Below are 21,190 nucleotides of genomic sequence, written 5' to 3' on the forward strand. Positions count from 1 at the left end.
GTGAGCAATTAAAAAAATATAGCGCGTGTTTTACTAGTGAAAAACACATGTACCGCCGAAGTTAACATTGGTTTTGGTGTTAGTGAATTGATTAACAATGATTCGAATATGAATAAAATTATTTTAATTATAGGTTGTTTAATTGCAAGAACGACAGCATTTGCACAACAGGTAAGTACCTGGATCTGGTATCCTGGAGATTATGAAGTGTGGTTGAGCAACAACATGCAAAATCGTCGTACGGACAGAGGAACCTTCTTTCCTCCGTTTTGGAAGATGGATAGTCACTATGTTCTTGTCGAGTTCAGTAAAGAATTTGATTTGCCTGCTGATGAAGAAATCAGTATTTATGCCGAAGGCAAATATAATGTCAAGATCAATGGAAAAATGCTTCCCGGTGCACCTACTAAAGTGATGCTTCAAAAAGGAAAGCAAAAAATTAATATTAAAGTTTACAATCAGGGGAATGTTCCCGCACTGTATGTTGCAGGAAAAAACGTAACGACAGATAGCGATTGGAACGCAACCTATGAAGATAAGGAATGGATTGATGAGACAGGTAAAGCGTCTGATCAATCTGGTACAAGCTATGTGAAGGCTGGTAAATGGAACTTTAACGGACCAACAACTCGGCCATCTGCGTTTAAATTGCCTGTGAAACCACAACAGTCACTTTCGCAAGAAAAACAAGGCAAAGGTATCTTGGTCGATTTCGGAAAAAATACATTTGGTTTTCTTACCCTGCATAAGCTTGTGGGGACAGGTCACCTGAACATCTATTATGGCGAATCCCGTGAAGAAGCACTTTCGACGAAAACCAGCGAGACCATTGATTTACTTGAGGTACAAAACCAACAGCCACAGGACAGTACCCTCGATCTATCCAAAGCCTTCCGCTTTGTTTACTTAGAACCGGAAGGAACCGTGATGTTCGATCAGGTATCCATGCAATACGAATACCTACCAGTTGCAGATCGCGGATTCTTTCGTAGTTCCGATAACGAATTAAACAAGATATGGGATGTAGCCAAATATACCATGGAATTAACCACACGTGAGTTTTTCATTGACGGTATCAAACGTGATCGCTGGATCTGGAGCGGTGACGCCTATCAATCGTATGCGATGAATTACTATTTGGGATTTGATTCCGAAGCCGTCAAAAGAACCATTTTAGCCTTACGGGGTAAGGAGCCTACAATCAGCCATATCAACACCATTATGGATTATACTTTCTATTGGTTTTTGAGTATCGCAGATTATTACCGTTATACCGGTGATAAGGAATTTATAGCAGGCATCTATCCACGTATGAAAAGTCTGATGCAGTTTTGTTTGAATAGAAGAAATAGCGATGGTTTGATGAAAGGTTTAGCTGGCGATTGGGTATTTATTGACTGGGCAGAAGGTCTCAGCAAGCAAGGGGAAGTGAGCTTTGAACAATTATTACTGTGCCGCAGTCTCGAAACCATGGCGATGTGTGCCGATTTGGTTGGCGAGCCGAAAGACAACCAACACTATCAACAAGAAGCTCAACAACTCAAAGATAAGCTATTTGCGTATTACTGGAACGATCAGAAAAAAGCCTTTGCACATAGTCGTATTGATGGTAAGCAAACCGATAACGTGACACGCTACACCAATATGTTTGCGATTTTTTTTAATTATCTGAACGAACAGCAACAGGCAGGCGTGAAGGCTAATGTCTTGTTAAATGATCAGGTACAACAGATTACTACACCTTATATGCGTTACTACGAACTTGAAGCTTTGTGTGAACTTGGTGAAAAGGACTATGTGATGAAAGAAATGAAGGACTATTGGGGCGGTATGCTAAAACTGGGTGCGACGACCTTCTGGGAAGAATTTAATCCAGCGAAAAAAGGAGCCGAGCACTATGCGATGTATGGAAGAGATTTTGGTAAGAGCCTTTGTCATTCGTGGGGAGCAAGCCCGATCTATTTGCTGGGCAAGTATTATCTTGGTGTACAACCAACGGCTGCGGGTTATTCGCAGTACGAAATCAAGCCCTATTTGGCATCCTTAGCATGGATGGAGGGAAAAATACCAACACTAAAGGGTGAGATTGAACTTTACGTGTCGAAAAACAAGATCAAGGTAAAATCACCTGTTGGAACAGGGACATTAAAACTGCGGAGCAAGGTTGTTCCACGCGTGAAACAAGGTCAAGTAAAACATATCTCAGGAAACGACTATGAACTCGTTTTGGAAAAAGGAATAGCATATGAAGTCGATTACAAATACTAGGTTATATAAAAAAATAGTCGTATCCAAGCTGAGTGTTGCCCTGTTGCTGTCGATGTCTGCGATTTCAGTACAGGCACAAACGGTTGACGGTAAACCGGCGGTCATCCCACCGGTGCCGAATGGTCATATTGCCGCGCCTTGGGAAAATCCGATGATTACTTCCATCAATAGAGACCCCTCACGTGCGACAGGATACTCTTATGCCACGATTGAAGAAGCCTTGAAGAATGAAAGGGTAACAAACAAACGGATGCTTTTTTTGAATGGAGAATGGGATTTTAAATTTGCCTTTAAACCGGCCGATGCACCGCAAGATTTTCATTTATCCGAGGTCAGCGGATGGGACAAAATCCAGGTTCCTTCCAATTGGGAGATGAAAGGTTATGATATTCCCATTTACCGTTCGGCAGTCTATCCATTTAGCCCAATTGATCCGCCGCGCATTCCCAAAGATTACAATGGTGTAGGATCGTATCAAAAGACATTCGAATTGCCCGGATCTTGGGATGGAATGAATATTACCTTACATTTTGGAGGGGTTATCTCTGCCTATCAGTTGTGGATTAATGACAAATACGTAGGTTATGCGGAAGACTCCTGCTTGCCATCTGAATTTAATGCCACACCCTATCTTAAAAAAGGTAAAAATCGCATCTCTATCCAAGTCTTGCGTTGGAGCGATGCTTCCTATCTAGAAGATCAAGATCATTGGCGCATGAGCGGTATTCACCGCGAGGTATTTTTGATGGCCGAGCCAAAAGTTCGTATTGCTGATTTTCATTGGCAGGCAACTTTAGATGCTGATTATCAAGATGCCAAATTCTCGCTTCGTCCAAAAGTTGATAATTTTTCGGGCGACAGCATCAACGGTTTTACGCTAAAAGCACAGCTGTATGATAGCAAGAATAAACCTATTCTCGACAGACCATTAGAAAAAGATGCTTCGGCTATCGTTGATGAAATCTATCCGAGATTGGACAATGTGAAGTTTGGACTAATGGAAACAAGGCTCAAAAATCCAAAGAAATGGTCCCCGGAAGAACCTAATCTCTACCGTTTGGTACTGACGCTTTACGACAAAGAAAATCGTTTGCTCGAAGCGAAGACCTGTCAAGTAGGATTTCGGAGCATCGCTTTCTCTCCAAACGATAGCAAACTTCTGATCAATGGTAAAACGACCTACCTCTATGGTGTCAACCGTCATGATCACCATCCTGAACGGGGGAAGGCATTGACACGGGAAGATATGGAAGCGGATATTCGCCAAATCAAACAATTTAATTTTAATGCGATCCGGACTTCTCATTATCCGAATGATCCCTATATCTATGAGCTCTGTGACCGTTATGGTATTATGGTGATGGATGAAGCTAATATGGAGACCCATGGACTTGGTGGAAAACTCATGAACGATCCCTCCTGGCTGGCGGCACTTCAGGAACGTGTCACACGCATGGTGGAACGGGACAAGAATCATCCTTCCATTATCATCTGGTCGTTGGGAAATGAATCTGGAAGAGGTCCGAATACAGCCGCGATGGCTGCCTGGATCCATGATTTCGACATCACACGTCCTGTACATTACGAACCAGCTATGGGGAGCCATCAGTTGCCGGGCTATATTGACCCTTCAGATTCTCGTTATCCAAAATCCAACGATCACGCGCATCGGATTCAAAATGTAAAGGATCAGTATTACGTGAACATGGTCTCTCGATTTTATCCAGGCATTTTCACTCCATCATTACTCTTAAATCAGGACAATGGTGACCATCGCCCGATCCTCTTTGTTGAATATACCCATTCCATGGGCAATTCGACTGGTAACATTCGTGATTTTTGGGATATTTTTCGTGCCCATCCACGTTTGATTGGTGGTTTTATCTGGGACTATAAGGATCAGGCCTTGATTCGCAAAGATTCCGTTTATGGTAAAGTGCTGGCTTATGGTGGCGATTTTGGTGAAAAGGTGCATAATGGAGCTTTTAGCCTGAATGGCATTACCGACGCTTGGGGACGTCCAAAAGCGGCGATGTACGAAAATAAGCGCATCTATCAGCCTGCAGAGGTCACTTTGGTTGATCCAGAAAAGGCCACGGTACAAGTCAAAAATAGATCAGCAGTGCTCAACCTCAACCATTATGATGCTGTCTTATTATTCCGCAGAAATGGGCTGCTGGTAAAAGAAGTGCCGATATCGGCCATGAATCTGGCCGCAGGCGATTCTGCGCAGGTAAGCTTTGCCAAATATTTACCTTTCAAGCGTGCCGCAGATCAGGAATATCAGCTTGATATCCAATTCCGTCTACGCGAAGCGACTGCATGGGCTCCAGTTGGATTTGTGGTCTCTTCATCGCAAGTACGCTTGCAGGAACAATCCAATGTCCTACGACCTTTATCATACAAAGGAGGTCAATTGATCAAAACAGAAACTGCCGATAAGTATCAGATCGCAGGCAAAAACTTTCAGGTTAGCTTTGACAAATCGACTGGAAGTTTGACTGCGTTTAATTACAAGGGACAGGAAATAATCAAAGATGCCATTCGCCCAAACTTTACGCGGCCGGCTACGGACAATGACCGCCGGGGCTGGAAACCGGAGAAAAAACTAAAATACTGGTATGGCACACCAAAAGTAGTGTCGGTAAACGCGCAGGAAAAAGATCAAGGGTATGAAATACAGACACTGTATGCCCTTGCAGCTGATTCTGCACAGGTAAAATTGATCTATACGGTGAAAAATCCAGGTATTGTGTCAGTAAACTACCAGCTGAAGGTAAAAGCTGGACTGCCTAATATCCCAAAAGTAGGACTTCAAATGGGGATCAATCCGACATTTGACGATATCCAATATTATGGCCTAGGGCCAATGGAAAACTACCCTGATCGTGCTTATGGATTTGATCTTGGTGTTTATCACATGAATATCGATCAATTGATGGAGCACTACCTTTATCCGCAGGAGAATGGAAATCGGATGGATGTACGTTGGATGCACCTCAAAAATAGAAATTCGGGTCTTTTGGTTGTCGGCAAACAGCCATTGCATATGAGTGCATGGCCTTATTCACAAAAAGCGATTGTCGAAGCAAAGCACTGGTTTAAATTGAAAAAGGAAGATAAAATTACCTTAAATGTCGATTTAAAACAGATGGGGGTCGGTGGAAATGATACTTGGACAGATGTGTCGCAACCGTTGGAAAAATATCAGATTCCAGCACAAGACTACAATTATTCCTTTTATTTGATTCCGACAGATTTGAATCAATCGATCGAGGATTTTGTAAAATCTAATTAAATAAATGAAGATTAGCAGGAAGATATCCAGTAAGTAAAGTTAAACCCTGTAGGTGTCGACTAGTTGAAATGACGTGATAAGGGAGATAAATTTAAAAGTGAAAGAAATAGGCTGTCCAACCTTTTTGGATAGCTTTAAAGAACAAGATAAGATATGACGAGGATTAAGTTGCTATTAGGGACAAGTCTTCTTTTTGGCTGTTTGAACAGCAGTGCACAGATTAAAGGTATTCCAACGGCATTAGTTCCTTTGGATCAGCGTTCGTTTGAACAGGCAAAACCTTGGGTGTTTTGGTACTTTATGCATGCCAGTTATTCCAAGGAAGGGATTGCAGCAGATTTGAAAGCGATGGCTGAAAATAAGATCGCAGGAGCCTATCTAGCACCGATCAAGGGCAAAACCAATCCGCCGCTTTTCAATCCGCCAACAGAGTCTTTGACACCCGAATGGTGGGATATGTTTGGATACATCGTTGCCGAGGCAAAAAAATATGGATTAAAGATCGCTTTGTTACCTAATGATGGATTTGCGACCGCTGGTGGACCATGGATTAGTCCAGAAAAATCGATGCAAAAATTGGTTTATGCAGATACCGTAGTCAATAGCAAGGGCGGGCGATCACCTGGTATTCAATTGCCACAACCCCAAACGCAACAAGGCTATTACGAAGATATCGCTTTATTTGCGATGCCATTGACCCACTCGCCGCGAAAGAGCTTTACAGAGCTGGTACAGGTAACCAATAGCTATGGCGAAGATCTAAAACGATTGGCTGAAAGGGGCAACAAACAAAATTTTGCAGCAGCTGCGCCAGGATGGATTCAATATGCTTTTGAGCGGCCCTTCCCTTGCAATTCATTGAAAATTGAATGGACAGCATCCAATTACCAAGCGAATCGTCTGCAAGTTTGGGCCAGCGATGATGGCTTAAATTTTCGGAAGATTACACAATTAGAATCCCCAAGAATGGGCTGGTTGGATTGGGATAATGGTGTAACACATCTGATTCCCTACACCAAAGCGAAATATTTTCGCTTCGTATACGATCCCACAGGAAGTGAGCCCGGAGCCGAAGACCTTGATTCTGGTAAATGGAAGCCTTCCCTAAAATTGAATGGTATCAGTCTGTTTGAAGAAGCGCAGGTTCATCAGATCGAAGGCAAGACAGGTGAAATATGGCGTGTTGGCAAAAAGTCCGACCCAAGCGCTGTTGTGCCGAAAGCTATTATTGGACAGCAACAGCTTATCCGTTTGCCTAAGCCGGATCAAGCGGGTCGTGTCGACCTGACATTACCTGCAGGAAGGTGGAAAATATTACGGGTGGGACATACCTCTACTGGCCATAAAAATGAAACTGCTGGTGCAGGAAAGGGCCTAGAATGTGATAAGTTGGACGCAGCTACTGTCGCTTTTCAATTTGATCAGTGGTTTGGAGCAGCCAAAAAGCATGTAGATCCACACTTGTCTAAAGAAGTTCTCACGGTATTTCATATTGATTCTTGGGAATGTGGTAGTCAAAACTGGACCCGTAGTTTTCCGGATGAGTTTTTAAAACGCCGGGGCTATGACCTGACTAACTATCTCCCGGTTTTAGCAGGTTGTTTTGTGAATAGTGTGGAAGATTCCGAAGCCTTTTTGCAAGATTACAGACAGACCATCAGCGAACTGTTACAAGAGAATGGCTATGCGACATTACGTCGAAAAGCGGATGAATACGGTGTTGAATTTACAGCAGAAGCCACTGCTCCTGTGATGGTCGGTGATGGTTTGGCACATTTTGCTTCAACCGACCGTCCAATGGGCGAATTTTGGTTCCGAAGCCCTTCGCACGATAAACCAGCGGATATCTTGGATGCCATTTCGGGAAGCCATATTTATGGTAAGCGCGTTACCATGTCGGAGGCTTTTACCCAGATCCGTGCACAATGGGATGAACATCCGCGGCTTCTGAAAAGTCTTCAGGACCGAAATTACGCCTTGGGCATCAACAATCTGGTCTACCATGTGTATGTGCATAATCCCTGGATGGACCGTAAACCTGGTATGACCATGGACGGTATCGGAACCTATTTTCAGCGCGATCAAACGTGGTGGAAGCCTGGTAAGGAATGGGTTAATTATGCAATCCGTTCACAGCAGCTACTTCAATATGGAGTACCCGTACGAGATGTGGCTGTGTTTATTGGGGAGGAGATTCCAAGAAGGTCTGTACTCCCAAGTGCTTTGATCGATTTCTTACCCGGTATTATTGGTGAAGCCCGTGTTCATCGGACAGATTCTTTGTTGGCCAATGTCGGCCTACCCTTACAAAAAGTTGCAGGTGTGACTACAGGAGCCAATATGTATAGACCCGAAGATTGGGTCGATCCACTACGCGGCTATGCCTACGATTCCTTCAATCCCGATGCGCTTTGGAATCAGACTAGCGTACAGGACGGTAAGGTGATTTTTGCGAATCATATTGCTTATGCTTTACTTGTGATGCCTGGAGAAACAGCATTAAATCCGAATGGTAGCCAATATTCCCTTCGTACGCTAGAACGCATCAGGAGTCTTGTCAATCAAGGGGCTACGGTGCTCTTCCAAGATATTCCACAGACATGGCGGGGCAAACTGACCGATGACAAAGTACAACAGTATCGCATTTTGCTTGATGAGTTATTCACTGGGCTAGAGCCATTCACAAATACAACATTACAAACGAAGCAGATCGGCAAAGGTCGCGTACTTGTTGGAAACTATAAATCCAAAGATTTTAGTCCTCTCAATATTGCTCCCGATGTGCTGATTAACGAAGGGCACAATCCACATATTTCTTGGAACCATCGCCGTTTCGATGGTGGTGATTTGCTTTTTGTAGCCAATCAAGATAGTTTAGCGCAAAAGGCAACTTTATCTTTACGGACAAAAGAAAAATATGCCTACCGTTACGATCCTGTAAGCGACAAACTAGCGGTTTTACCGTTTAAAGTGATCAACGATAGGACCGTTATCGAACTTTCGTTTGATGCGTATCAATCTAGCTTTGTATTGACCAGCGATAAAAAAATAGATATACCGACCTATCAATACTCCGGAAAAACAGCTTTGACAGGACCCTGGTCATTTACGGCTGATGGGTTATCCGGCAAGCAAGCAATTAAACAGCAAGAGCCTCAGTTTTGGACAGCCAGTGCAGACGATGACATTAAATATCATGCTGGAGCAGGAAGTTATCAAACGACCATTCATATCCAAAAAATAGCTGAAAAGCAACGCGCTCATTTACAATTTTCGGCCATTGAATCTATGGCAGAAATCTTTGTCAATGGACAATATGCTGGGGTTGTCTGGACAAAACCTTATCAGATCGATGTAACTGATTTTATCCGGCAAGGTGATAATAAAGTACAGGTCAAGGTCTATAATATATGGGGGAACCGTTTCCTTTATGAAAAAGAGAATACAACAGTAGAAAAGAAAATACAGACAACAGCGTCAGACAAGTTCCTCAAAGGCTTATTACCTTCCGGATTACAAGGGAAAGTTGACTTACTGTGGTTAGATGCAAAATAAAGAAATCATGAATACGAAGCACAAACTAATGATCCTGGGGCTCTTCTTCGCGACGGCCTGTCAAGTCCAGGCCCAGGAAAAGTCTATTACCAATACGGGGTCGAGTCCCCAAGCTGTTCAAAACGCAGTTGATATGGGCGACGTGAAATGGACGAAAGGCTTTTGGGCGGATCGTACCAAATCGTGTTATGAGCAGATGGTACCGCAACTCTGGCACGTTTATACCGATGCCTCCATTAGCCATGCTTATCGTAATTTTGAAATCGCCGCGGGATTGGAAAAGGGTGAGCATAGCGGACCATCTTTTCATGACGGCGACTTCTACAAAACATTAGAAGCAGTCTGTGCACTATATGCCCAGACAAAAGATAAAAAGCTGCTTCGGATGATAGATGAAGTGACTCCTGTGATCCGAAAAGCACAACGTACTGATGGCTACATCTATACGAAAGCGACAATTGATCAGGAACGTTCGGGAAAAAATATTGAATTTCAAGATCGTTTGAGCTTTGAGTCTTATAATATTGGACATTTAATGACGGCCGGATGCATACATTACCGGACAACGGGACAACGGGAACTATTGGATATTGCAATAAAGGCAGCGGATTATCTGTATGGGTTTTATAAAAAGTCCAATCCAACTTTAGCCCGAAATGCAATCTGTCCCTCTCATTATATGGGGACCGTCGAGCTTTATCGGACGACCAAAGACCCAAAATATTTAGAATTAGCCAAGCATTTAATTGATATTAAAGGTGAAATCGAAGATGGAACGGATGATAACCAAGATCGCATTCCATTCCGTCAGCAACATAAAGCTACGGGACATGCCGTAAGGGCGAGCTATCTTTATGCAGGTGTAGCAGATTTATGCGCTGAAATTGCAGATACAACGTTGAGCAACCGCCTTTTTGAAATTTGGGACGATGTCACGAAGCACAAGATGTACATTACAGGCGGTCTGGGATCGCTGTATGATGGTACCTCACCTGACGGAACTTCCTATAATCCTAGTGAGGTACAGAAAATCCATCAGGCATTTGGGCGGGATTATCAATTGCCCAACTTAACGGCGCATAATGAGAGCTGCGCAAATATTGGCAATATGTTGTGGAATTGGCGCATGGCAAATTTCACGGGCGATGCAAAATACATCGATGTATTGGAACTGGCACTCTATAACAGTGTGCTGTCTGGGATCAGTTTAGATGGTGACAAATTTTTGTACACCAATCCATTGAGTTATTCATCCGATCTCCCTTTCCAGCAGCGCTGGTCCAAAAAGCGAGTTCCTTATATCTCGTTGTCTAATTGTTGTCCACCCAATATCGTTCGTACGATTGCAGAAGTAGCCAACTATGCTTACGGACTATCCAAAGATGCTGTTGCAGTCAACTTGTATGGCGGAAATGAATTGAATACAACATACCAAGGCAAACATATTTACATTGTACAAGAATCCAGCTACCCATGGGAAGGATCCGCCACCTTTATCCTAAAAGAATTTCCTTCCAGTTATACCCTGAAACTCCGGGTGCCGGGTTGGGCTGGGAAGGTTGAAATATGGAAAAACGAAACGAAAATCGAAGCACCGATGGAGAAAGGCTATGCCATATTAGCTGGATTGTGGAAGAAAGGTGATCGCGTTACCGTCAAACTGCCGATGGAGGTTGCTCTGATGGAGTCAAATCCACTTGTTGAGGAAACGCGTAACCAGGTTGCAGTCATGCGTGGACCGATCGTGTATTGCCTAGAGAAGCAGGATGTGGCTGCGGATGTCAATATCTTTGATCTGAAAATGAAACAGGGTGAACAGTTTGTGCCGAAAAATGAAAATATCTTAGGGCAGGATATTGTCTTGTTGGAAGGAAAAGCCTATCGTACAAATAGCACGAAATGGAATTCACTATACCGTAAAACTTCCGATGGAAAGCCTGAAACTATCCCTGTGCGTCTGGTACCCTATTTTGCTTGGGGAAACCGTGCATTTGGTGATATGAGCGTTTGGATGCCAGTATTTTAATGGGATAAATCGTATGAAGATGAAAACTTATTTTTTTATGATCGTATTCCTATTGGCACAATTGGAGAGCCAGGCGGAAGTCCGTTTATCGGCGCTCTTTACCGATGGAATGGTGCTGCAGCAACAAAGCAAAGTCCCTTTTTGGGGCTGGGCAGAACCGCAGGCAACAATAACCGTACAGACCTCCTGGAATGGGCAGAAATATCAAGCGAAAGCAGATAAACTTGGCAAATGGAAAATTGTAGTACAAACACCTGTAGCAGGCGGTTCTTATCAGATCAAGGTCTCAGAAAAGAATAGCATTGAACTCCATGATATTTTAATTGGTGAAGTTTGGTTATGTTCGGGCCAGTCGAACATGGAAATGCCTTTAAAAGGCTATCCAGGGCAACCGATCCTCGGTAGCACCGAAACGATGATGGATTCCAAAGACGATCAACTGCGTATCTATACCGTGCCTCGCAATCCACAGATTCAGCCCGCAGCTGACAGTAAACCAAGTGTTTGGAAGAAAGCTGAACCGCAATCCGTGGTCGGTTTTAGTGCAACGGCCTACTATTTCGGACGGCAATTGCGCAAAACTTTAGGGGTGCCTGTTGGTTTGATTCATAGCAGCTATGGTGGTTCAACTATTGAAGCCTGGATGGAGGCATCCTGGTTGGCAGATCAGAAAGGTCTGCAGATCCCTAAAGAAGAAGAGGGACTGAAAGATAAAAACCGTATTCCGACCATGTTGTACAATGGTATGATCCATCCTATTGCAGGATACGGTATCCGTGGCATGATTTGGTACCAAGGAGAATCTAACTACGATCGTCCAGAGCAATATGAAATACTATTCCCCCGGATGGTTGAAAAATTCCGTGCGTTATGGGGAAATAATAAACTTCCGTTTTATTTTATGCAAATTGCACCATTTGATTATGCTTCATTGCCGCCTTATCATGTTGGGGGAAAATACAATTCGGCCTATCTACGCGATGCACAACGTAAATCTTTGGATAAAATTCCGTATTCTGCAATGGCCGTCACCTTGGATTTGGGCGAACAGAATTGCATCCACCCATCACATAAACAGCAAAGTGGCGAACGATTGGCCTACCTTGCACTGCATGATAGCTATGGTTTTGAGACGTTAAATCTCAAAAGCCCCCTATATGAAACGTTGGAAATTAAAGGCAGTACAGCGATACTTTCTTTTAAGGATGCACCATTGGGGCTAACATCATATGGTAAAAAAGTGGAGACTTTTGAAATTGCGGGTAAAGATCAGGTTTTTTATCCTGCAGAGGCTGTTTTTAAGGGAAAGAGTATTGTGCTCGTGTCGCCAAAAGTTAGTGAACCAGTGGCTGTGCGTTATGGTTTTAAAAATTTCGTTGTCGGAGATGTGTTTGGAGCCAATGGCTTGCCCTTAAGCTCTTTCCGTACGGATGATTGGTAAATAGAAATGATGATTGAAAAACGTATTATAGGCGTCCTATTTCTAGTAGCAACCTTCTTAAATCCAGCCTGGGCGCAGGAGTTCAACTGGAAGGACTACAATGTAACTTGGTCCAGGCAAAGCAAGAATTCATCTGAATCCATGCCTGTAGGAGGTGGAGATATTGGATTGAACGTTTGGATGGAGAACGGTGAACTACTTGTGTATTTAGGGAAGACCGGGGCATTTGACGAGAACAATACCCTGTTGAAGCTTGGCCGTATTCGACTTCGTCTCTATCCCAACCCGTTTTTGGACGGAAAATTTCAACAGGAATTGCAGTTGGAAAAGGGACACATTGTTCTGAAAGGGGAGAACAGAGGAGTGAAGGCTGAAATATTGGTTTGGGTGGATGTTTTCAATCCTAATGTCCATCTTGAAGTGAGCAGCAACCGGAAGGTTAAGGTGGAAGCGGCTTACGAAAACTGGCGCTTTCAGGATCTTTTTCCAAAGAAAAAGGAAAACAATGCAAACTCTTGGAAATGGGCACCTCCAAAACCGGTAGTGACGCCTAAAGATCAGATTGCCGCAACAGCAAACCATGTTATTTTTTATCATCAAAATCAAGATACCACTGCATTTGATCTTGTCGTAGACCAACAAGGCTTGACAACAATCAAAGATTCATTATATAATCCCCTGAAAAGCCTAATTTCAGGGGGACTTTTAAAAGGAGAAGATTTTGTATACGCCGGTGAGCGTGCCGGAACCTATATGAATACACCATATCAAGCTTGGGTACTCAAAAGTAAAGCCGCAAAAACCAATCATGCACTTCAAGTTACGCTTCACGTAGGACAGCAAGCAGACCTAAAGCACTGGAAAGCAGAACTGGAAGATCTGGCTACGCCCAAACCTAGCTTTGTGTCGCTCAAACGGGCGACGGAATCCTGGTGGAAATCTTTTTGGGATAGAAGTCATATCGTTATCCAGCCTGGCTTAAAAGATCCCCATAATGAAGCTTGGCAAGTCGGCCGAAACTATCAGTTGTTTCGATTTATGCTAGCTTGTAATGCTTACGGAGATTATCCAACAAAATTTAATGGCGGTTTATTTACCTACGATCCTGTCACGATCGATAGTACGTTTACGTTCACACCGGATTTTCGGAATTGGGGTGGAGGTACCCATACCGCACAAAATCAGCGCTTAGTGTATTGGCCATTATTGAAGAGCGGTGATTTTGATCTAATGCCGGCGCAGTTTAAGTTTTATCAACGCCTTTTGAAGAATGCCGAATGGCGATCCAAATTTTATTGGGGGCACGCTGGTGCCAGTTTTACAGAACAGATCGAAAATTTTGGTTTACCCAATCCCGCTGAATACAATTGGAAACGGCCCAAAGATTTTGATAAGGGCCTCGAATATAATGCCTGGCTGGAATACGAGTGGGATACGGTGCTGGAGTTCTGCATGATGATACTGGAAACAGAACGTTATAATAAGTCCGATATTCAGACTTATATTCCGTTGATAGAAAGTTGTCTGCGTTTTTTTGATGAGCATTATCAATACCGGGCTCGGCAACGGGGTAGCAAGGTATTGGATGATGCAGGTCATCTTGTACTATATCCTGGCTCTTCTGCGGAAACCTATAAAATGGCCTATAATTCGGCAAGTACAATTGCTGCTTTACAGCAGGTAACCAAGGGATTGCTGGCATTGCCCAAGGGGTATATCAACGCTGAGTCGCGTGGTTATTTTCAGGGGTTTTTAACCAGAATCCCACCTTTGCCACAGCGTGAAATCGGGGGCAAAAAGATGTTGGCGCCAGCGCAGCTATGGGCCCGGATCAACAATACCGAATCCCCGCAGCTCTATCCTATATATCCTTGGGGAATTTATGGTATCGGTAAAGCAGATATCGATATTGCCCTCAATACGTACACCTATGATCCCGATGTGCTTAAATTCAAAAGCCATGTTGGCTGGAAGCAGCATAATATCTTTGCTGCACGCCTTGGGTTGACCGACGAAGCGAAGCAATTGACCCTCTCGAAACTAAAAAATGCAGAACGGCGATTCCCCACCTTTTGGGGGCCAGGGTTTGATTGGGTTCCGGATCATAACTGGGGTGGTTCGGGCATGATCGGCTTGCAGGAAATGCTTTTGCAGGTAACAGATGATAAAATTTATCTTTTTCCAGCTTGGCCCAAAGATTGGAATGTGGATTTTAAACTACATGCGCCGGGGCAGACTACCGTTGAAGGAAGATTAAAGGACGGTAAATTATTGGAGCTGAAAGTTTTTCCAAAAGAAAGAGAAGCGGCAATTATCAACCTATTGCAATAGCCGCTTCGAAATTGTTAGCGAAACAACATCGCGTATTAACCCATTGTAACCATTAAATCGAGCGCTGAAAAATAAGAAAATAGCCGTTTGATGCCTTGACTCCTAGGTCAATACACACGATGTCTAAAATATTAATAAAGTGGCTATCCAATCTTCTTGGATAGCCACTTTTGTTTTTTTTTATACAAAATCGGGTCGTTCATAACAGTGCATAACAGTTCTGAAAAACCAAAGAATTATCTTAGTTGCTAAGAACCTAAATAACGTTTATATGAATGCAGTTTTCGGAGTTATATTTCATTTCATAGGCGGATTCGCTTCTGGAAGTTTTTATGTGCCGTACAAGAAAGTAAAAGGATGGTCCTGGGAATCCATGTGGATTCTAGGCGGACTTTTTTCGTGGATTATTGTTCCGCCCATAGCGGCGATGTTGACGATACCCAATTTTATTGAGATTATTAAAAGTGCGAATAACACGATATTAGGTTACACATTTTTGTTTGGTTTGCTTTGGGGCATCGGCGGTTTAACGTATGGTCTTGGTGTACGCTATCTTGGAGTATCTCTGGGTAGCAGTATTATTTTGGGCCTGAGTATGGTGTTTGGTTCTTTAATGCCCAGCATTTATTATTTTTTTAATAAAGCAGAAGGCAAGCATGGCATAGATTATTTTTTTACAACCCAATCCGGTATTTGTATTCTCCTTGGTCTTTTAGTCTGTGTGCTTGGTGTATATCTATGTGGTAAGGCAGGTGTTTCTAAAGAGAAACATATAACCTCCCTATCCACAGCGAGCAAATCCGATTATAATTTTGGTTTAGGAATTGTAGTAGCTATTGTTTCAGGGATATTAAGTGCTTGTTTCAATTTCGGGATTGAAGCCGGAAAACCCATGGCCGATGTGGCAAATACATTATGGAAGTCTGTTAATCCAAACCAAGGCGAATTTCTTTACCAGAATAATGTCACCTACATTGTGATACTTTGGGGCGGGTTTACAACAAACTTCCTATGGTGCCTTTATTTGTTGATTAAAAACAAAACGTTTTCGGATTATACGAAATCAAAAGCACCGAGAGGCAAGAATTTCCTTTTATGTGCTTTAGCAGGAACCACCTGGTATTTACAGTTTTTCTTTTACGGTATGGGAGAAAGCCGTCTTGGAAACGGCGCTAGCTCTTGGATCCTACACATGGCCTTTATCATTCTTATTTCCAATGCATGGGGCGTAGTGCTCAAGGAATGGAAAGGTGTCGATCGTTCGACGTATCGTTCAATCATAGGAGGAATTCTAACCATTATCATCTCTATTTGCATTGTAGGGTTTGCGAAGACATTAGAAAATTAATATTTAAATATAGAAGCAGTGAAAACGTACAAACATGTCAATTATTTATGGGACGATGAGAAAGCTCAGGCACTAAGGGGTGATGAAGTAGCTTTGTTATTATATCGTTCAAATATTCTAGGTGCAGATTTAAGAATTACAAATTATGGTGGAGGGAATACATCTTGTAAAGTAGTGGAAAAAGATCCCTTGACGGGAGAAGAAGTAGAGGTAATGTGGATTAAAGGGTCTGGTGGAGATATCGGAACGTTGAAAAAGTCAGGTCTTGCAGCGCTTTATTTACAACGTCTTCGCAATTTGGAAAATGTCTATCGTGGTCTTGAACATGAAGATGAAATGGTTGAGTTATTTAACCATTGTATCTATGATTTAGCATCAAAAGCCCCTTCTATCGATACACCTTTACATGGGTTTCTGCCGTTTAAACATATAGATCACCTCCATCCAGACGCTGCAATTGCCATTGCTGCGGCAAAAGATGGAAAGAAAATAACCCAAGAATTGTTTAATGGAACAATAGGATGGGTGGAGTGGCAACGCCCAGGGTTTGACCTAGGTTTGCAGTTGCGTGCTTGTTTAGAAGAAAACCCAGGTATCCGCGGTATTATGTTGGGCTCACATGGCTTATTTACTTGGGGAGATACGGCTTATGACTGTTATATCAATTCCTTGGACGTCATCGAAGCTTGTGCGGAATATCTTGAGCAAAACTATGGTAAAAAAGCGCCTGTATTCGGGGGGCAGCAAGTAACTAGTCTCAGCAAGGAAGAAAGAAATGCACAAGCAGCCAAACTCGCTCCTGTTTTAAGAGGTTTTTGTTCCAGTGAGCGCCACATGATCGGGCATTTTACAGATGATGAGCGCGTATTGGAATTTATCAATTCAAATGATTTAGAACGTTTGGCTCCGCTTGGTACCAGCTGTCCGGATCACTTCTTAAGGACGAAAATTCAGCCATTGGTATTGAATTTGGATAAATCACAAGATTTAGACAACGTGGAGGAGTTAAAAGCAAAGTTAACACCCTTATTTGACGAATACCGTGAGATGTACGCGCAATATTATGAAAGCTGCAGACATGAAAATAGCCCAGCAGTGCGGGATAAAAATCCGGTAATTGTTCTATACCCTGGAGTAGGAATGTTCGCATTTGCGAAAGACAAACAGACAGCACGCGTAGCAGCAGAGTTCTATACCAATGCAATCAATGTTATGAAAGGAGCAGAAGCAGTGAGTGAGTACACCGCTTTGCCCCGTCAGGAAGCATTCGATATTGAATATTGGTTATTGGAAGAAGCCAAGCTTCAGCGTATGCCAAAGCCAAAAGCTCTGTCAGGGAAAATTGCTTTGGTCACTGGAAGTGGGGGTGGTATCGGTAAAGCGATTGCAAAAAAGATGGCACAAGAGGGGGCTGTTATCGTGTTAAATGATATCAACACAGAACGTTTGGAGTCAAGCAAAGCCGAGTTTGTAGCCGAGTTTGGAAAAGATGCAGTCATCGCTACGAGCCTCGACGTAACCAATGCGAATTCGATCAAAGATGCTTTGAAAGATGCTACGCTAGCATTTGGTGGTATTGATATTGTGGTCAACAACGCCGGATTGTCGATTTCGAAAACAATCGAAGATCATACGGAGAACGATTGGGACTTATTATATAACGTACTGGTAAAAGGTCAATTCCTTGTTACTCAAGGAGTGACTTCATTATTAAAAGGCCAAGCAATCGGCGGTGATATCATCAATATTGTCAGTAAAAATGCCTTGGTCAGTGGTCCAAATAATACAGGATATGGAAGTGCAAAAGGCGCACAATTGCATTTAAGCCGTTTATGTGCTGCCGAATTAGGTCCGGCAGGCGTACGCGTGAACGTGGTTAACCCGGACGCCGTTATTTCAGACAGTAATATTTGGGCCGGCGGATGGGCCGAAGGTCGTGCTAAGGCTTATGGTATCACGGTAGCCGAATTGCCGGCCTATTATGCAAAGCGAACTTTATTGAATCAGATCATTCTTCCGGAGGATATTGCGAACGCTTGTTTCGCCTTTGTGGGCGGACTGTTGAGCAAATCTACAGGGAATGTTTTAAACGTTGACGGAGGTGTTGCAATGGCGTTTGTACGCTAATTTTTATATCTTAGGTGTCGCGTTCAGAAAGGGAAATATGGACGCGACACCTCACATTTTTACACAATAACCATTAAATTATGATTCTGGATAAGAAAATTATAGATCAGCACAATAACCAATTAATAGATAAGCATAGAAGGGCATTTGACTACGTGTCGGCAGATATTCCACAGTTAGATAAAATGCTGAATAAACTTCAAAAGTTTCAAATTGCCATACCAAGCTGGGCATTAGGTACAGGTGGAACGCGTTTTGGTCGCTTTTCTGGCGCAGGTGAACCCGGTACTTTAGAGCAAAAGCTAGAGGATGTTGGCTTGCTGCATGCGCTCAACAAATCGAGTGGAGCAATTTCGATGCATATTCCTTGGGATATTCCATCAGATGCAGAAAAGATTAAAGCATTGGCATCTTCCCTAGAAATTGGATTTGACGCAGTAAACTCCAATACGTTTCAAGATCAATCAGGTCAGGAGCATAGTTATAAATTTGGTTCATTACATCATGTCGATCCAGGCGTTCGTCAGCAAGCAGTAGATCATAACATCGAAGTTATCAATTATGGTAAAGCGGTCGGTTCTAAAGCCTTAACAGTTTGGTTGGCTGACGGATCATCTTTCCCAGGACAATTGAATTTTAGAGAGGCTTTTCAAAATACCTTATCAAGCCTACAAGAAATATATAAACATCTACCCGAAGACTGGAAACTTTTTGTTGAGTACAAAGCATTTGAACCCCATTTCTACTCCATGACGATTGGCGATTGGGGGCAATCTCTGCTGTTGGCCAATAAGTTAGGTCCCAAAGCATATACCCTGGTTGATTTGGGACACCATCTGCCAAATGCAAACATTGAACAAATTGTCTCTTTATTGTTGATGGAAGGCAAATTAGGTGGATTCCATTTTAATGATAGTAAGTATGCAGATGATGACCTGACAGCAGGTAGTATCAAGCCATATCAACTGTTCTTGATCTTTAATGAACTGATCGATGGTATGGATGTGAAAGGTATTGATCATGCCAGCGGATTGGGCTGGATGATTGATGCCTCGCATAATCTGAAAGATCCACTGGTAGATCTTTTACAGTCAGTGGAGGCCATTAAGATTGCTTATGCTCAAGCATTGTTGGTCGATCGAAAGGCATTGAAACAGGCGCAGCAAGCAAACGATATCGTGAAGGCACAGGAAATCCTGCAGGATGCATTCCGTACCGATGTCAGACCGCTTGTTGCAGAAGCAAGACGTAGAAGTGGAGCGGCGCTGAATCCCGTTCAATTATTTAATGAAGAAAATTTACGGGCCAAACTTATCGAAGAACGCGGAAAGAATTCCGTCGCTACCGGTTTGTAACGAGGGAAAAGGAATGAGGGGAAAACCAATACCAGTAGTCGCCATATTCGACGTTGGAAAGACCAACAAAAAGTTATTTCTCTTTAATGAGCAGTATCAGATTGTTTTCGAAAGGTCTGCCCGTTTTTTAGAAACTACTGATGAAGATGGTGATAGTTGCGAAAACCTGGAGAGTTTACGTTTGTCCGTTTTCGATTCCTTGCACGAGGTATTTCGAAAAGGCGAGTTTGAAATTAAAGCGATTAATTTTACGTCCTATGGCGCAAGTTTCGTCTATATTGATAAAGATGGTCGGCCTTTAACGCCATTATATAACTATTTGAAAGAATATCCAAAGAAATTGTTGGATTCTTTTTATGCACAGTATGGCGGAAAAGATACCTTAGCGTTGGAAACCTCTTCTCCGAGTTTGGGAAGTCTAAATTCTGGATTGCAGATCTATCGTATATTTAAATTAAAACCGGCAATATATAAGGAGGTGAAATGGGCATTGCATCTTCCGCAATACCTGAGTTATTTGATTTCAGGCCAAGCATATTCTGATATGACAAGTATAGGTTGTCATACCGCACTTTGGGATTTTAACCAAAATAATTACCATCAGTGGGTGCTTGATACAGGCATTATCCAAAAAATGGCACCTATTGTGCAGGGTGACCAATTGTTCAGGGCAACATTTCCTGGCAGTGGTTATCTTGTTGGCAGTGGGCTGCATGATAGTTCTTCGGCTCTCATCCCATACTTGTTGAATTTTCATGAACCTTTTGTGTTGATTTCAACGGGTACCTGGTGCATTTCATTCAACCCATTTAACGAACAACCGTTGACTAAAGAAGAGCTGAATGAAGACTGCTTACAATATATGACTTACACCGGTAAACCAGTTAAAGCATCACGCCTATTTGCGGGTTATGAACATGAAGAACAAGTCAAACGTATTGCAAATTTCTTTCAGGTTTCAACGGGCAGGTTCAAGCAAATTGGGCTGCAATGGAATATTATAGAAAAATATCAAGCGTTAGATATATCGGATGAGCTGTCGGCTTTTTCATCCATTGATTTGAGCCATTTTAATGATTATACCGAAGCTTATCATGTTTTTATGATGCATTTGGTAAAAGCACAGATCAAAGCAACCTCTTTGGTGTTACAGAACAACGGTGTTCAACGCATATTCGTTGATGGCGGATTTAGTAAAAATATAATATACATGACGCTATTGGCCCAAGCTTTTCCAAATAGTGAGGTTTTTGGAGCGTCAATGGCACAGGCTACGGCACTAGGAGCTGCCCTGGTCATTCATGAGCATTGGAATACGCAGGCTATGCCAAATGACATGATCGAGTTGCGCTATTTTAGGGCCAAACAGCAAACGCATATATAAAAGGTAGTTTGTGCAAATAAGAATCTAGTTTTTTTTTATTGGTTATCGTGAAAGGTC

At 42.7% G+C, this 21,190-nt stretch carries 10 protein-coding genes; all 10 read left to right on the forward strand.

From position 1 onward, the window contains the following. Positions 1 to 108 precede the first annotated feature (108 nt). The 10 genes from B2W36_RS20850 (at position 109) to B2W36_RS20895 (ending at position 21,133) form a co-directional block, all read left to right on the forward strand. Positions 109 to 2,268 carry a trehalase family glycosidase gene (locus B2W36_RS20850; RefSeq protein WP_293889419.1) on the forward strand — a complete coding sequence of 720 codons (2,160 nt, stop codon included), beginning with the start codon at positions 109 to 111 and terminating at the stop codon, positions 2,266 to 2,268. Next, complete coding sequence (locus tag B2W36_RS20855) at positions 2,246 to 5,566, forward strand: glycoside hydrolase family 2 TIM barrel-domain containing protein (protein ID WP_293889420.1); 3,321 nt, start codon at positions 2,246 to 2,248, stop codon at positions 5,564 to 5,566. The genes B2W36_RS20850 and B2W36_RS20855 overlap by 23 nt, the downstream gene beginning before the upstream one ends. Positions 5,567 to 5,719: 153 nt before the next feature. Further along, on the forward strand, positions 5,720 to 9,121 hold the full coding sequence (locus B2W36_RS20860) for a glycosyl hydrolase (protein WP_293882930.1): 3,402 nt from the start codon (positions 5,720 to 5,722) through the stop codon (positions 9,119 to 9,121). Between the two features lie 7 nt (positions 9,122 to 9,128). After that, the gene (locus tag B2W36_RS20865; RefSeq protein ID WP_293882928.1) at positions 9,129 to 11,147 is read left to right on the forward strand and encodes an aceric acid hydrolase; all 2,019 of its coding nucleotides are present in this window, start codon (positions 9,129 to 9,131) and stop codon (positions 11,145 to 11,147) included. A gap of 19 nt (positions 11,148 to 11,166) precedes the next feature. Continuing rightward, on the forward strand, positions 11,167 to 12,588 hold the full coding sequence (locus B2W36_RS20870; RefSeq protein WP_293882925.1) for a sialate O-acetylesterase: 1,422 nt from the start codon (positions 11,167 to 11,169) through the stop codon (positions 12,586 to 12,588). A 6-nt stretch (positions 12,589 to 12,594) separates the two neighbouring features. Further along, a complete protein-coding gene (locus tag B2W36_RS20875) occupies positions 12,595 to 14,919 on the forward strand; it encodes a DUF5703 domain-containing protein (RefSeq protein WP_293889421.1) in 2,325 nt (774 codons plus the stop codon). A 271-nt stretch (positions 14,920 to 15,190) separates the two neighbouring features. After that, on the forward strand, positions 15,191 to 16,267 hold the full coding sequence (rhaT, locus tag B2W36_RS20880) for an L-rhamnose/proton symporter RhaT (RefSeq protein WP_209578225.1): 1,077 nt from the start codon (positions 15,191 to 15,193) through the stop codon (positions 16,265 to 16,267). Between the two features lie 18 nt (positions 16,268 to 16,285). Next, positions 16,286 to 18,394: a bifunctional aldolase/short-chain dehydrogenase gene (locus B2W36_RS20885; RefSeq protein WP_293889422.1), complete on the forward strand. Its 2,109-nt coding sequence runs from the start codon at positions 16,286 to 16,288 to the stop codon at positions 18,392 to 18,394. Positions 18,395 to 18,474: 80 nt separating this feature from the next. After that, a complete protein-coding gene (locus B2W36_RS20890; RefSeq protein ID WP_293889423.1) occupies positions 18,475 to 19,749 on the forward strand; it encodes a sugar isomerase in 1,275 nt (424 codons plus the stop codon). 13 nt (positions 19,750 to 19,762) lie between these two features. Continuing rightward, positions 19,763 to 21,133 (forward strand): FGGY-family carbohydrate kinase, encoded by a 1,371-nt coding sequence (locus B2W36_RS20895; protein WP_293889424.1) that lies wholly within the window; start codon positions 19,763 to 19,765, stop codon positions 21,131 to 21,133. Positions 21,134 to 21,190 lie beyond the last annotated feature (57 nt).

This window comes from Sphingobacterium sp. UBA3549 (assembly GCF_002376635.1).
GTDB lineage: Bacteria > Bacteroidota > Bacteroidia > Sphingobacteriales > Sphingobacteriaceae > Sphingobacterium.

What these genes read in the sequence shown, in the direction of transcription:
- B2W36_RS20850 (WP_293889419.1), top strand. Translation starts at nt 109, where the DNA reads ATGAATAAAATTATTTTAATTATAGGTTGTTTAATTGCAAGAACGACA.
- B2W36_RS20855 (WP_293889420.1), top strand. Translation starts at nt 2,246, where the DNA reads ATGAAGTCGATTACAAATACTAGGTTATATAAAAAAATAGTCGTATCC.
- B2W36_RS20860 (WP_293882930.1), top strand. Translation starts at nt 5,720, where the DNA reads ATGACGAGGATTAAGTTGCTATTAGGGACAAGTCTTCTTTTTGGCTGT.
- B2W36_RS20865 (WP_293882928.1), top strand. Translation starts at nt 9,129, where the DNA reads ATGAATACGAAGCACAAACTAATGATCCTGGGGCTCTTCTTCGCGACG.
- B2W36_RS20870 (WP_293882925.1), top strand. Translation starts at nt 11,167, where the DNA reads ATGAAAACTTATTTTTTTATGATCGTATTCCTATTGGCACAATTGGAG.
- B2W36_RS20875 (WP_293889421.1), top strand. Translation starts at nt 12,595, where the DNA reads ATGATGATTGAAAAACGTATTATAGGCGTCCTATTTCTAGTAGCAACC.
- rhaT (WP_209578225.1), top strand. Translation starts at nt 15,191, where the DNA reads ATGAATGCAGTTTTCGGAGTTATATTTCATTTCATAGGCGGATTCGCT.
- B2W36_RS20890 (WP_293889423.1), top strand. Translation starts at nt 18,475, where the DNA reads ATGATTCTGGATAAGAAAATTATAGATCAGCACAATAACCAATTAATA.
- B2W36_RS20895 (WP_293889424.1), top strand. Translation starts at nt 19,763, where the DNA reads ATGAGGGGAAAACCAATACCAGTAGTCGCCATATTCGACGTTGGAAAG.